Below are 13,479 nucleotides of genomic sequence, written 5' to 3'. Positions count from 1 at the left end.
GCGCCTACGACGATGCCGACGATGCCGAGAACACGGGCGGTGGTGTCGCTGCCGTCACCGGAGTCGGACGAGGCGGCGGTGTCGGCGGCGGTGTTCTGCGCGGCCGCCTCGGTGTCGTCCTCGGCCTTCGCGCCCGACGATCCGTGGGCGTCGTCCTCGGCGGCGGCCAGCTCCAGCACGGGCGCCGGGTTGTCGGGCTCCTCCTGGCCCTCCTGCGGCACCTCGATCCAGCGCACGACCTCCTTGTTGTCGTACGTCTGGATCGCCTTGAACACCAGCTCGTCGGCGTCCTCGGGCAGAGCGCCGAGGGAGACCGGGAACTTCTGGAAGTAGCCGGGCTCGATCCCCTTGCCGTCGGCGGTCCAGGTCACCTTGCTGACGACCTCGGTGATCTGCTTGCCGTGCGACTCCAGCGGCTTGGCCGGCTTGGTCTTGGTGACCACTGCCTTCCAGCCGGGGACCGGCTGCGGCATCACGGACGCCAGCGGGTGGTCGGTGGGGAAGTTGACCTCCAGCTTGGTGGTGGAGGCGTTGTCGCGTTCGTTGGGGACCTTGAAGCCGACGACCGCGTAGCCGCCCTTGGCGGCCGTGCCCTCCGGCTGCACGCTGACGTGCGCGAAGGCGGGCGCGGACAGGGCGAGGACGGCGATGCCGGAGACGGCGCCGACGGCGGCGATACGAGAGACCTTCATGACGGATCACTCCGCTTCGAGTGGGTCACCGGTGCTGGGCCGGTGACGGGTGACGGGAGGGATGCGCGCACGCGCGCGTGCCGCACGACGGCGGCCCTCCGCACGGCGGCCGATGAGGCCGAAGCGGGGTGATGGTCGCGTCGTGTCAGGCGGCGAGGGCCAACGCGTCGCTCGGCGGGCCGCGCCTGATCACCGTGTGCTGGAGTGCGGTGGTGCGGGGCCGGGGCGGCGCCAACCGGGCGGTGTGCGGCAGGCGCGGGCCCGTCCCGGGGAGGCCGGCGAGCCCGGCGTGCAGGGCGTGGACCAGGGAGAGCGTCGCGCGCAGGGCGCGTACGAACGCGGCCTCGGCCACCGAGTGGGCCGAGTGTGCCGACAGTTCGACGAGCCGGGCCAGGGCCAGGTCGCCGCGTCGCAGCAGCCAGCCGGCGGCCAGGGCCGCGAGGACGTGGCCGAGCAGCATCGGCAGGGACGGCAGCAGCGAGGCCGAGGAACCGGCGGTGGACAGGGCGTCGGCGGGGTGGTGCCCCGCGCCGGCGCGGACGTCCGGGGCGATCCGCGCGTCGGTGAGGATGCGCTGGGCCTGGGCCGGGCTGAGCGCCGCCGCGGTGGTCCCGCACACCAGCCGTGCGGCCTGCTGGACCAGTGACGCGTCGGACAGCGCGCCCGGCCCGCCGGTGGACGCGCCGGTCGTACCGGATGCCGTGACCGCCGTGACCGCCGTGGCACCGTGCTGGCCGAGACCGAACAGGGTGTGCAGCGCGGTCTGTCCGACGGTGAGCAGCACCGCGATGCCGGGCAGCGAGCGTTCGCGTCCGGCGAGGGGCGCGGCGACCACGACCGCCCCGAGGAACCCCGCGCCCAGCGACCACAGCGGAACGCTGGCGCAGGAGGCGAGGGTGTGCCCCGCCGCGGCCAGCACGACGCAGACCGCGGCGAACACCGCGGCCCGCAGGATCCGGAGATCGTTTCCGGTGCGCGCCGTAGGCGGGTGGGGGGCAGTCATGGCGGCCTCATCATCGCACTGGCGCCCCCCGCGCCGTACGGCAGGTCCACAAGATGCCGTACGCCCGGAAGAGCGCCGGAAGATCACTCTCTGGTGCGAGCCGCCCCACATACACCGATCGGCGGCATGCACGCATCCGCCATATGGGCGGTCTCACGCGGACACCGCGCTTACGCCCGGCCACGGGGGGCAATACGTAACGGTATGTCGAGCCGCGGCCGGGAGGCTGGAGCATGAGCATCTGGTGGTCACTCCATTTGCGGCGCGAGGCTGCGAGCGTGCCCCTGGCCCGCCGCCTGCTGATCGGCACCATGGAGACCGCGGGCGTGGACCCCGACATCTCCTTCGACCTCTCCATCGCGCTGAGCGAGGCCTGCGCGAACGCCGTGGAGCACGGTGGGGACGACGCACCCGACGGCTCCTCGGAGGCGTACCGCGTCACGGCCTACCTCGACGGCGAACTGTGCCGCATCGAGGTCGCCGACACGGGCCCGGGATTCCCCGCGTCCGCTCCGGGCCGACCGGGGGTGGCGGCCCGCCCGGTGTCCGTCGACGCCGAGGACGGCCGCGGCCTGTGTCTCATCCGGGAACTCGCCGACCACGTCCACATCGGCAGCACGCCGGGCCGGTCCGGGGCCGTGGTGAGCTTCGACAAGATCCTCAAGTGGCGTGAGGGCACTCCGCTGGTGGCGGTCTGACAGCAGGCATGTCGGTGGCCGGGTACCTCGTGCGGTACCCGGCCACCGAACCGTGGATCAGCCCTTCAGCGCCGCCATCCACTCCTCGACCTCGTCCGACCGGCGCGGCAGCCCGGCGGACAGGTTCCGGTTGCCGTCCGCGGTGACGAGGATGTCGTCCTCGATACGGACGCCGATGCCCCGGTACTCCTCGGGCACGGTCAGGTCGTCGGCCTGGAAGTACAGGCCCGGCTCGACGGTGAGCACCATGCCGGGCTCCAGCGTGCCGTCGACGTAGGACTCGACGCGCGCGGCGGCGCAGTCGTGGACGTCCATACCGAGCATGTGGCCGGTGCCGTGCAGCGTCCAGCGGCGCTGCAGGCCCAGCTCCAGAACCCGCTCGACGGGGCCCTCGACCAGGCCCCACTCGACGAGCCGCTCGGCCAGCACGCGCTGGGACGCGTCGTGGAAGTCGCGGTACTTGGCGCCCGGCTTCACCGCCGCGATCCCGGCCTCCTGGGCGTCGTACACGGCGTCGTAGATCTTCTTCTGCAGCTCGCTGTAGCGGCCGTTGATCGGCAGCGTGCGCGTGACGTCCGCGGTGTAGTAGGTGTGCGTCTCCACGCCCGCGTCGAGCAGCAGCAGGTCGCCGGAGCGGACCGGGCCGTCGTTGCGCACCCAGTGCAGGGTGCAGGCGTGCGGGCCGGCGGCGCAGATCGAGCCGTAGCCGACGTCGTTGCCCTCCACGCGTGCGCGGAGGAAGAAGGTGCCCTCGATGTAGCGCTCGGACGTCGCCTCGGCCTTGTCGAGGACCTTCACGACGTCCTCGAAGCCGCGCACGGTGGAGTCGACGGCCTTCTGCAGCTCGCCGACCTCGAACTCGTCCTTGACCAGGCGGGCCTCGGAGAGGAAGACGCGCAGTTCCTCGTCGCGTTCGGCGGTGACCTTGTCGGTCAGGGCCGCCTCGATGCCGGCGTCGAAGCCGCGCACGACGCGCACCGGGCCGGTGGCTTCGCGCAGGCTGTCGGCCAGCTCGCGCACGTCGGAGGCGGGGATGCCGTAGCGCTTCTCCGCCTCGGTGAGGGAGTGGCGGCGGCCGACCCACAGCTCGCCCTGGCCGTCGAGCCAGAACTCGCCGTTCTCGCGGTCCGAGCGCGGCAGGAGGTAGATCGTCGCGGTGTGGCCGTCGCCCTCGGGCTCCATGACCAGGACGCCGTCCTCGGTCTGGTTGCCGGTGAGGTAGGCGTACTCGACCGAGGCGCGGAAGGAGTACTCCGTGTCGTTCGAGCGGGTCTTCAGGTTGCCCGCGGGGATCACCAGGCGCTCGCCGGGGAAGCGGGCGGACAGCGCGGCGCGGCGGGCGGCGGTCTCGGCGGCCTGGGCGATGGGCTCCAGGTCGCGCAGCTCCGTGTCGGCCCAGCCGGACTTCATGTTCTCGGCCAGTTCGTCGGACACGCCCGGGTACAGGCCGTTCTTGCGCTGCTTGATCGGCTCCTCGGTCTCGTTCTCCGGGCCCGCTGCGTCAGCAGCAGGATCAGATACTGCCGGGGTGAGCTCCTCCGACACGGTCATCCTCCTTGATACGGCACTGGACCACCCCCATCGTACGGTCGTACGGAAGGGGGCCCAGGGCCGTAGGGCCTGTTACATGGAGGCGCTACCGTCCGTTATGTGTGGCGTGCGGGGGGTCAGTGTCCCGTTATTCGAACCGGACGGCCAGCAGAACGACGTCCTCCTCCGAGTCCGCGTCGGCCTTCCCGTCCGGCAGCACCGTGCGCAGGACGTGCTCCACGACGGCGTCCGGGTCGTGGCGCTTGGCCCGGGGGGTGCCGGCCGCCGCCGCGTGCAGCCGGGCGAAGGCTCGGTCGGCCGGGTCGCCGGTGCGGTGCAGCAGTCCGTCGCTGTACAGCAGAACCGTCTCTCCGGGTTCCGCCTGGAACTCCACGCTCGGCGCCTCCCAGCAGGCGAGCATGCCGAGCGGCGCGGAGACGGAGGTCTCGACGAACTCCGTGCGCCGCTCCCCGATCAACAGCGGCGGGCTGTGCCCGGCGCCGGCCAGCGTGATCCTGCGCAGCGCGGGCTCGCAGTAGCCGAACAGGGCGGTGGCCGAGCGGGCGGGCTCGGTGAGGCGCAGCAGCAGCTCCAGGTCGGACAGTACGGCGACGGGGTCCTCGCCCTCCATCACGGCGTACGCCCGCAGGGAGGCGCGCAGCCGGCCCATCGCGGCGACCGCGCTGGGTCCGGACCCGGTGACGGAGCCGACGGCGAGGCCGAGCGCGGCGTCCGGCAGCGGCAGGGCGTCGTACCAGTCGCCGCCCCCACGCGGACCGGTGCGGTGCCGGGCGGCGAGCTGCACGCCGGGCACCCGCGGCAGGCGGGAGGGCAGCAGTTCCTCGGCCATCGTCGCCATGCACGCGCGCGTGCGCTCGACTTCCAGCAGGCGGGCCAGGTGCTGGGCGGCGTACCGGGAGTAGAGGCCGGCGAGATGGCGTTGCCGCTCACCGGGTTCGACGGGGTCGTCGTACAGCCATACGGCGGCGCCGAGGCGGCCGGTGGTCCCTGTGGCCGCCTCGGTGGCCCCCGTGGTCCCGATGGTCCTGGTGGTGACCATCGCCTCAGTGGTCCCGGTGTCCTCGGCGGACAGGGGAAGCGCGTAGCTGGCGGCGTAGCCGAGGCGGGCGGCGACCTCGCGGTGGCGGGGGTCGAGGTTCTTCTCGGCGAACAGGTCGGGCTCGGTGATCCCGTCCGGGCCGACCGGCAGGCCGTCCAGAATCCGCCCGTAGGACAGGGCACTTCGGGGGACGGTCTCGATATGGCCGAGGTCGGCGCGGGCCAGTCCGAGGCCGACGGTGGTGTCCGGGCCGAGTCCGTCGGCCGGTTCCAGGACGACGAGACCACGCCGGGCGCCCACCAGGGCGGCTCCGGCGCGCAGTACTTCCTGGAGGCCTTCGGAGAGGGAGTCCGTACGGACCAGGCGCTCGGTCAGCTCGTGCAGGGTCGTCAGGTCCGACACCCAGCCGGCCAGCCGGTCCTGGAGCAGGGCGCCGGGGGCGCCGGGGGCCCCCGGCGCGGCCGTGACCTCCGCGGCGTCCGTGGCGTTCGGCGCGGTGGCCGGGGAGGCGCCCGGGGTCGCGGGCGCGACAGTGTGTGCGGGGGACGGAACTGTTGAATCGATTCCGGCCACTTTCGCGGGGTGCGGGGCGTTCATGGCGTCCGGCCTTCCGACCGGCGCTTACTGCTCAAAAGCATCGCAAACCCCCATGTCATTCTGCGCCGCTAGCAGTGTCTCCACATGTACACGCACTCGTAAGGAGATGTCCAGCATTGTCCTGCTGGTATTCCTGGTGTCCGTGAGGTTCGAGCGACCTCCCTCCCGACCTCTTGCGGAAATACGAAATTGGCTTGAAACTTCCCCAGGGGACGCCTTGTTGCGGTCGACTGGGGGTGCTTTACGGAGCGTCACAGCGGTCGTGATGGGTACGTACTCGGAGAAGGCCAGGGGTGGTTGGGGGCCACCTGGAACCTGGCGGCGGACCCGGGCGTCCTATCCACCGACGACCGTGCCCCATCCTCCCGTGGCGGAGGCGGAGAGAAATGCGCGGGACGGTAAACGCCAGACTTCGCCACCCCCGCGCCAGGCCCATGCTTTGACAGACGCAGTGTGGACGGAACCGCCGCGGACGCGGTCGGTGCTCGGCCCACAGGGGTTTCCCTTGCCCTTGGCAGCGATGTCCTTCTTGGCAGGGGTGTGATGCGCCACCAGCTACGCACAGCGAAGAGATCGACACATGGTGTGATGTGACCACAGTGTTGCCAGGCGTGCAACGGAAAGGAACGAGCGCTCATGCGCGAGATCCTCGGAAGGCGACGCAGGCTCTTGTCCCAGCACGACGACGGACAGCCTGAGCTGATCGGCGCGGCCCTGACCTACGCGACGCAATGGCAGTGGCCCGTACTCCCGGGCGTGGCGGCGGACCCGCGGGCGCGGTCGCGCTGCGGCTGCCCGGACCCGGAGTGCACGGTGCCCGGCGCGCACCCCTTCGACCCCGGCCTCCTGGCCGCCACCACCGACGGGCGCATGGTGCGCTGGTGGTGGACCAACCGCCCCACCGCGCCGATCGTCCTGGCCACCGGGGGCATCGCCCCGTGCGCGGTCTCCCTGCCCGCCCTGCCGGCCGCCCACGCCCTCGCCGCGCTCGACCGCGCGGGCCTGCGGCTCGGCCCGGTCGTGGCCTCGCCAACCCGCTGGTCGCTGCTGGTCAAGCCGTACTCGATGGAGCAGCTGGGCGAGCTGCTCTACGCCAAGGACTTCGTCCCCGGCTCACTGCGCTTCCACGGCGAGGGCGGCTATCTCGCGCTGCCCCCGTCGGAGACGGGCGGCGGCACCGTCCGCTGGGAACGGGCGCCGCTGCCCGGTTCCGCCTCACCCTGGGTGCCCGACGTGGAGGCCGTGGTGGACGCCGTGGTCGACGCCCTCACTCGTACGGGTGTGAGCGCGCCCGAGTTGTAGGGGTGTCCGGCGTGCGCGGAAGTCCGCGCACGCCCGTGGTCGTTATCGTCCGCCCATGCCGCTTCATGCTGGGGAGCACCGCGCCGCCGGGTCGCACCGTGCCGCCAGGACGTACCGCGCCGCCGGCCCGGACCGTGCAGGGCCACGCCGCGGGGGGCCGGACCGCCGACGGGTCCGTCTGTACGGGCTCGCCGGTGTCGTGGTGTGCGCGGTCGTGCTGCCGTTCGCCGTGGCGTCCGCTGGGCCCCCGGGTGGCGGGGAGGCGGAGAACCCTCCGGCCGTACGTCTCCTCTCGCAGGGTGCGGACGGGGACGGAAAGGCACCCGAAGGAGCCGACCGTGCCCCGGCCGCGGCCGCCCGGTCCCCGCTGCCCCCCGGCCCGGCCACCGCCGTGCGCTGTGGCCCCGAGCTCACCTCGCCCGAGGGTGTCGAGGCGCAGACCTGTGTCGTGACGCAGGGGACGGAGACCTGGGCACGCACCTACTACCGCAACGCGACCGGTGACCCGCTCGAATCCGTGCTGAGCCTCATGGGAACCGACGGACGCAGCGTGCGGACGCGCTGCGCGGTGGATGCCGAGGACGCTCCGGGCACCTGCGAGACGCCCAGGGAACGCGTCCGGGGCGGGCCGACGGCGTACACCGCGGTCGCGGAGTTCGCGGCGCGGGCCGGTTACGGGCCACTGCTGCTGCGTACCGGCAGCAACCGTAGTGACGGGGGCGACGAGAGCGGCGGCAGTGGCGGGAGCCGCGACGGCAACGGAGACGCCGGGAGTGGTGAAGGCACTGGGCACAGCGGTGACGGGACGAGCAACTCACCTGCCGGAACGGGGAGTTGACGGGCGGCTGCGGTGCGTGTGCGGCCGGGCGCATGGAAAGACCCGGTTGCTGGCGACGGGGGATGCACCAGCAACCGGGCTACTCGAACGGTAACAAGAGATCGGCGGTTAGCAAATTCGATCTCTTGTTTTCTGGTCACCGACTGGCCTGTCTCCGCCGGGAGTTGTGACCGGAGTCACGCCTTTCCGGACCGGAGCCCCGGCTGACCGGTCGGTCAGCCGGGCCGGCCCCGCGGCCGTGCGTCAGCTGAGCGTCACCTGTCGGTTGGTCAGGCCGCCGCGGGCCCGGCGCTCGTCGTGGGTGAGCGGCGCGTCGGTGGCCAGGGCCTCGGCGAGGCGCTCGGCGAACTCGGCCGCCGGCTTCTCCATGTCCTGCGCGCCGGTCTCGCTCGGCAGGTCCCATACCGGGACGGTGAGCCCGTGAGCGCGGAAGGAGCCGACCAGGCGGGTGCCCTCGCCAAGAGACGACCGGCCTGCGGCGTGCAGCCGGGCAAGAGCGTCCAGAAGCCGCTCCTCCTCGTGCGGCATGACCCAGCGCAGGTGGTTCTTCTCCGGCGTCTCGCACCAGTAGGCGGCGTCCACACCCTGGAGCCGGACGGTAGGGATGGCGGCGGCGTTGGCCCGCTCCAGGGAGGCGGTCACCTCCGGCGTGGCGTTCTCCGGATCCGGGACCCAGAACTCGAAGCCCTCGTGCACGTCCGGCTCGAACGCCCCCTCGGAGGCGAGCAGGTCCTGCAGCCGGGGGCCGTCGGCCGGCGCGCGGCGGCCCTGCACCGGAGTACCCGGTGCGGCGGACAGCGCCCGCTGGAGGGTGTCGGCGAGGTCGCGGCTGATGTCGCCCGACGCCGTGTCGTTCTGCAGGCCGAGCAGGACCGATCCGTCGTCGCGGCGCAGGGCCGGCCAGGCCATCGGCAGCACCGTGGCCAGCGTGACGGAGGGGACTCCGTCGGGCAGGCCGTCCTTCAGGGTCAGCCCGACCGTGGCCGCCGGCACCAGCTCGCGCAGGGCCACCCAGTCGCACTCGCCGGGCAGCCCCTCGAACGGGCGCTGTACGAGCTCGGTCGTGGCCTGCGCGGCGGCCCGGCCGTGGCAGGCCTTGTAGCGGCGGCCGCTGCCGCAGGGGCAGGGCTCGCGGGCGCCGACGACCGGGAAGTTCCCGTCAGCGCCGGTGGGCTGCGGGCGCTTGGCCTTCGTCTGGGGTCGCTTCTTGGCCATCGTGGGTGTCTCCCGGTTGCGGCTCATCTCGTACGGCGCGAGCCTAGCCGTTCACAACCTGGCCGACGTGGCCCTGTGGACAACGGGCTTCCCGTGGACAGCTCGCCCCGGGGTCACCACGGCTTCCCTCCGCTGTCTTCGGCTTCCCCGCGCGCCCACTCACCGGGCCCGGTCAGCCCAGGTCCTCGAAGGCCTCCGCGAAGTCCAGGCCGGGGATCTCCGACACAGCCGGAGCCGTGATCCGGGTGGCGAAGTCGTCGCGCCGGTGCCCGGCGTCCGGGTCGTGCACGTCGTCGTGGACGACGACCCACACCGTGACCTCACCGCGCGCGTCGTCCCTTACGCCCCAGTCGTCGGCGAGCGCGGTGATGATGTTCAGCCCGCGGCCGCCGTGTGCGGTGACCGAAGGGGTCGCCGGGGCCGGGCGGGTAGGGCCGCCGCCGTCCGTGACCTCCACGACGAGCCGGCCGCCCGCGTCCACCTGCCACGCGGCGCGCACGTCGCCGTCACCGGCCAGGGCGTCGCCCAGCGGACGGCCGTGTTTGCACGCGTTGCTCAAGAGTTCGGAAAGGACCAGTACGGCGTCGTCGATGACCGAATCCGCGACACCGCCGCTGCGCAACTGCTCGCGCATCCGGTGCCTTGCTTTCCCCACGCCCGCAGGGCCATGGGGAACGGCCATGCTCGACGACGTGGGCACCTCCTGTGCCACCACCAACGCCACCCCCGAGACCTCCTTCGCCCCACGCCACGGTGTGGATGCCCCTCTGGCCTGAACCGGAAACCGGCCCGTCCCCGCCCAGTGACGCATTCGACACGGTCGAACACGTACCGAACGCACCGGAGCACTCCCCGTAACAGCGTGGCTGGATTTCGTCGGTGTGGCCGAGACTGGAGAATGCGGGAGGCGGGCCGCCCGGTCAAGACTTCGGACGAACCGCGGGACGAACCGCGGGAAGAAGCGCGGACGAAGTGCGGGCGAATCAGCGGTCCAGGTGGTCCAGTACCGCACGTGGCCGGTTGGTGATGATGGCGTCGACGCCCAGGTCGGCGCAGAGTTCCACGTCCGCGGCCTCGTTCACGGTCCACACGTGCACCTGGTGGCCGGCCCGCTTCAGGCGGGCGATGTAGGAGGGATGGTTCCGCACGATCCGGATCGAGGGGCCCGCGACCCGGACACCCGCGGGCAGCCGCCCGTCCCGCAGTCGGGGTGAGACGAACTGCATCAGATAGACGGTCGGCAGGGTCGGCGACGCGGCCCGCACCCGGTGCAGCGAGCGGGGCGAGAAACTCATCACACGCACCGGGGACTCGGCGGCCGAGGCCGGCGCGTCGAGTCCGAACCGCTTCAGGAGCACCAGCAGCCGCTCCTCCACCTGCCCCGCCCAGCGCGTGGGGTGCTTGGTCTCGATGGCCAGCTCCACCCGCCGCCCCGCGTCGGACACCAGCTGGAGCAGTCGTTCCAGGGTCAGGACGGAGGTCTCCTCGCGGTCCTCGGGCCGGTGCTCCCAGTCGGGCTGCTCGTCGCGCGTCCGCCAGAACTCCCGGGTCCTGCGGGCGCCGAAGTCAAGTGCGGCCAGATCGGCCAGCTCCAGCGCCGACACCGCGCCACGGCCGTTGGACGTACGGTTGACGCGCCAGTCGTGGACGCAGACGAGATGACCGTCGGCGGTCAGGCGCACATCGCACTCGAGGGCGTCCGCCCCGTCCTCGATGGCCTTCCGGTACGCGGCCAGGGTGTGCTCGGGCGCCTCCTCGGAGGCTCCCCGGTGGGCGACGACCTGGATCCGGTGCTGTCGTGCGTGGGTCACCGCGTCATGGTGCCACCGCGGGCGGGTAGACGTGCCACCGGAGTCATCGGCCGCACGTCCGTTTAGTCTTGGATGACCCATATAAAGGTCGGTCGGGAACCCACAGCAACCGCTTATGGTGCTCTGACGGCCCGTGGGAAAAGCTGATGGCATACGAAAACACTGCACATCTGCGTCGCGCCGGACCGTGGAGCGCCGCGTGAGCGTCGCTGAGCGCGACCAGTGTGACCAGTGCGACCGACAAACAGCCGTGGAACGAGGAGAGAAGCTGTGAGCACCGAGAACGAGGGCACCGCGGTACCCCCGGCCCCGTCCGCGCCTCCCGTGCCGGTGGAATCTCCCGCAGCCCCCGCCCAGCCGGCCGTGCCACGCCCGGAACAGCCGCCCTCGCACGCACCCGCGGGACCGCGACCGCACGACGGCTTCGGGCAGGCCGCGGCTCCCAGCGAGGCACCGCATCAAGCCGCCCCGCAGGACCCGGGAGCCTCCCACGGTTCGCATGCCGCCCACGGTCAGGGGGCGCCCCAGGGGTACTCCGCCCCCGACGCCTCCTGGCCGCCGCCCCCGCCGCCGGGCACCCCGTCGTACGGCGGCGGAGGCGGTGACGGCTCCGGCGGCGGCTGGGGCTCCTCGTACCAGCCGCCCGCGCCGAAGTCGGGCCGCGGCCGTGGCGGCGTGGTCGCCGCGCTCCTGGTCGCCGCGCTGGTCGCGGGCGGTCTGGGCGGCGGCCTCGGCTACACCCTGGCCAAGAACAACGACGAGTCCGGCTCCACGACGGTCTCCGCCTCCGACACCGGCGGCTCCGTCAAGCGCGACGCGGGCACGGTCGCCGGCGTGGCCGCCAAGGCGCTGCCCAGCACGGTCACCATCCAGGCGGAGGGCAGCAACGGCGAGGGCGGCACCGGCACCGGGTTCGTCTTCGACAAGCAGGGCCACATCGTCACCAACAACCACGTGGTGGCGGAGGCGGTCGACGGCGGCAAGCTCAGCGCGACCTTCCCCAGCGGCAAGAAGTACGCCGCCGAGGTGGTCGGCCACGCCCAGGGCTACGACGTGGCGGTCATCAAGCTGGAGAACGCACCCTCGGACCTGAAGCCGCTGCCCCTCGGCGACTCCGACAAGGTCGCCGTCGGCGACTCCACGATCGCCATCGGCGCCCCCTTCGGGCTGTCCGACACGGTGACCACGGGCATCATCAGCGCCAAGAACCGCCCCGTGGCCTCCAGCGACGGCAGTGCCAGCAGCAAGGCGTCCTACATGAGCGCCCTGCAGACCGACGCGTCGATCAACCCGGGCAACTCAGGCGGTCCGCTGCTGGACGCGCAGGGCAACGTCATCGGGATCAACTCCGCGATCCAGTCCACGAGCAACGGCGGCTTCGGCACCGGCCAGGCCGGTTCGATCGGCCTGGGCTTCGCCATCCCCGTCAACCAGGCCGAGTTCGTCGCCAAGCAGCTGATCAAGACCGGCAAGCCGGTGTACGCGAAGATCGGCGCCTCCGTCTCCCTGGAGGAGACGACGAACGGCGCCAAGCTCACCGAGCAGGGTGTGGGCGGTTCCGAGCCGGTCGAGCCGGGCGGTCCCGCCGCCGACGCCGGCCTCAAGCCCGGCGACGTCATCACCAAGCTCGACGACCGGGTGATCGACAGCGGCCCGACCCTGATCGGCGAGATCTGGACCCACAAGCCCGGCGACAAGGTCACGGTCACCTACGAGCGCGGCGGCAAGGAGCGCACGACCGAACTCACCCTGGGCTCCAAGATCGGCGACGACTGACCCACGCACCCTCGCGCCGACCCGCTACCCTGGTCCCGCGCCGTCGATCACGGACGGCGCGGGGTGGGTTGCCCGAGCGGCCTAAGGGAACGGTCTTGAAAACCGTCGTGGCAGCGATGTCACCGTGGGTTCAAATCCCACACCCACCGCAGTGCTACGGCCCCTGACCAGGTCTTACGGTCGGGGGCCGTTGCCATGCGCGCTAGCCGCCGAGCACCACTGTTCCCCGCGGTTTCCCGGCCGATCGGGCACGGAAAGGGCGTGCGCCGGTGCGGGGTCTCGTACTGGCCGGTGTGACGTCGGGGCTGTGTGCCGTCCGTCCCGGGTGGGACCAGCAGCGTGATGTGCGCGCCGACGGTTCGACGGCCGGTCGTACGAGGCATGGCAGGTGATCGTGCTTGTGACGACTCGCTGGTGCCGCCGTACGCCGGCGTGAGCCGCAGCCCGGCGAGGTCGACACTGCGGCCGGATGGCAGGACCGCCCGGGGCAGCGACATGGCCGGCGCTTTGGAGCGGCCGTGCATGTGGGTGTTCCGGCGCAGGCTCAGGTTTCGGGTCTGTGTTCGTGCCGAGGAGGGCTCGTGTCCTCGGCCCGGCCCATGTGTCCCGGTCGTCGTGTCAGGGGTGGTGGCCCGTCATGCGGGCCGCTGACGCGATCGTCGCTCGGGCCTCGCGTTCGTCCAGGCCGGTGTCGAGGGCGGCCTCGATCAGGGGGTCCACGAGGGCGGGGCCGATGCCGTCCTCGTAGGCGCGGCAGGCGGCCCAGAACAGGCGGGTGTTGCGCTGGCCCTCGTGGGCGGCGAGGACGAACTGGACGAGTCCCTGACCGTGCGCCTCCGTCGTGGAGAGGGCCGGCTGGTGTGCGCGTGGCGGTGGGAGCAGGAGGCGCAGGAGCGCGGGCGGGCAGGGCGCGGGGGCGAGGTGGGCCGTGCCGGGGGCGGCGGCGTAGGCGCCGTG

12 protein-coding genes and 1 tRNA gene are annotated in these 13,479 nt (G+C 72.4%); 5 read left to right on the top strand and 8 right to left on the bottom strand.

Annotated features, from left to right (window positions below):
- A partial coding sequence (locus EBH09_RS17550; RefSeq protein WP_121747990.1) for a YcnI family protein occupies positions 1 to 692 on the bottom strand: 692 nt, incomplete at its 3' end.
- A 145-nt stretch (positions 693 to 837) separates the two neighbouring features.
- A complete protein-coding gene (locus EBH09_RS17545) occupies positions 838 to 1,695 on the bottom strand; it encodes a hypothetical protein (protein ID WP_121747933.1) in 858 nt (285 codons plus the stop codon).
- Between the two features lie 233 nt (positions 1,696 to 1,928).
- Here EBH09_RS17545 and EBH09_RS17540 point away from each other — a divergent pair, with 233 nt between their 5' ends.
- Positions 1,929 to 2,393 carry an ATP-binding protein gene (locus EBH09_RS17540; protein ID WP_121747932.1) on the top strand — a complete coding sequence of 155 codons (465 nt, stop codon included), beginning with the start codon at positions 1,929 to 1,931 and terminating at the stop codon, positions 2,391 to 2,393.
- A gap of 57 nt (positions 2,394 to 2,450) precedes the next feature.
- Here the strand turns inward: EBH09_RS17540 and EBH09_RS17535 are convergent, their stop codons facing one another.
- Both EBH09_RS17535 and EBH09_RS17530 read right to left on the bottom strand, forming a co-directional pair.
- Positions 2,451 to 3,938, bottom strand: coding sequence for an aminopeptidase P family protein (locus EBH09_RS17535; RefSeq protein ID WP_121747989.1), 1,488 nt, complete (start codon positions 3,936 to 3,938; stop codon positions 2,451 to 2,453).
- 133 nt (positions 3,939 to 4,071) lie between these two features.
- Entirely contained in the window at positions 4,072 to 5,580 is a 1,509-nt protein-coding gene (locus EBH09_RS17530; protein ID WP_121747931.1) for a PP2C family protein-serine/threonine phosphatase, read from the bottom strand.
- A gap of 636 nt (positions 5,581 to 6,216) precedes the next feature.
- Here EBH09_RS17530 and EBH09_RS17525 point away from each other — a divergent pair.
- Positions 6,217 to 6,882, top strand: a complete 666-nt coding sequence (locus EBH09_RS17525; RefSeq protein WP_121747930.1) for a bifunctional DNA primase/polymerase — start codon at positions 6,217 to 6,219, stop codon at positions 6,880 to 6,882.
- Positions 6,883 to 7,081: 199 nt separating this feature from the next.
- Positions 7,082 to 7,720 (top strand): hypothetical protein, encoded by a 639-nt coding sequence (locus EBH09_RS17520; protein WP_238697351.1) that lies wholly within the window; start codon positions 7,082 to 7,084, stop codon positions 7,718 to 7,720.
- A gap of 243 nt (positions 7,721 to 7,963) precedes the next feature.
- Here the strand turns inward: EBH09_RS17520 and EBH09_RS17515 are convergent, their stop codons facing one another.
- The 3 genes from EBH09_RS17515 to EBH09_RS17505 form a co-directional block, all read right to left on the bottom strand.
- The gene (locus EBH09_RS17515) at positions 7,964 to 8,935 is read right to left on the bottom strand and encodes a DUF5926 family protein (protein ID WP_121747929.1); all 972 of its coding nucleotides are present in this window, start codon (positions 8,933 to 8,935) and stop codon (positions 7,964 to 7,966) included.
- 172 nt (positions 8,936 to 9,107) lie between these two features.
- Positions 9,108 to 9,659 carry an ATP-binding protein gene (locus EBH09_RS17510; RefSeq protein ID WP_238697349.1) on the bottom strand — a complete coding sequence of 184 codons (552 nt, stop codon included), beginning with the start codon at positions 9,657 to 9,659 and terminating at the stop codon, positions 9,108 to 9,110.
- 259 nt (positions 9,660 to 9,918) lie between these two features.
- Positions 9,919 to 10,746, bottom strand: coding sequence for a glycerophosphodiester phosphodiesterase (locus EBH09_RS17505; protein ID WP_121747927.1), 828 nt, complete (start codon positions 10,744 to 10,746; stop codon positions 9,919 to 9,921).
- A 270-nt stretch (positions 10,747 to 11,016) separates the two neighbouring features.
- On the opposite strand from EBH09_RS17505, the gene EBH09_RS17495 reads away from it, so the two are divergent.
- Together EBH09_RS17495 and EBH09_RS17490 are read left to right on the top strand one after the other, a co-directional pair.
- Entirely contained in the window at positions 11,017 to 12,522 is a 1,506-nt protein-coding gene (locus EBH09_RS17495; protein WP_121747926.1) for a trypsin-like peptidase domain-containing protein, read from the top strand.
- A 62-nt stretch (positions 12,523 to 12,584) separates the two neighbouring features.
- Positions 12,585 to 12,671 (top strand) — tRNA-Ser (locus EBH09_RS17490).
- A gap of 469 nt (positions 12,672 to 13,140) precedes the next feature.
- Here EBH09_RS17490 and EBH09_RS17485 read toward each other — a convergent pair.
- Positions 13,141 to 13,479, bottom strand: a 339-nt coding sequence (locus EBH09_RS17485; protein ID WP_193776376.1) for a primase alpha helix C-terminal domain-containing protein, incomplete at its 5' end; no start/stop codon positions are given.

Source organism: Streptomyces sp. E2N166 (assembly GCF_003671715.1).
Classification (GTDB): Bacteria; Actinomycetota; Actinomycetes; order Streptomycetales; family Streptomycetaceae; genus Streptomyces; species Streptomyces thinghirensis.
The sequence above is the reverse complement of the archived record's forward strand: the minus strand, read 5'-3'. Positions and strand labels throughout refer to the sequence as shown.

What these genes read in the sequence shown, in the direction of transcription:
- EBH09_RS17530 (WP_121747931.1), bottom strand. Translation starts at nt 5,580, where the DNA reads ATGAACGCCCCGCACCCCGCGAAAGTGGCCGGAATCGATTCAACAGTT.
- EBH09_RS17515 (WP_121747929.1), bottom strand. Translation starts at nt 8,935, where the DNA reads ATGGCCAAGAAGCGACCCCAGACGAAGGCCAAGCGCCCGCAGCCCACC.
- EBH09_RS17545 (WP_121747933.1), bottom strand. Translation starts at nt 1,695, where the DNA reads ATGACTGCCCCCCACCCGCCTACGGCGCGCACCGGAAACGATCTCCGG.
- EBH09_RS17525 (WP_121747930.1), top strand. Translation starts at nt 6,217, where the DNA reads ATGCGCGAGATCCTCGGAAGGCGACGCAGGCTCTTGTCCCAGCACGAC.
- EBH09_RS17540 (WP_121747932.1), top strand. Translation starts at nt 1,929, where the DNA reads ATGAGCATCTGGTGGTCACTCCATTTGCGGCGCGAGGCTGCGAGCGTG.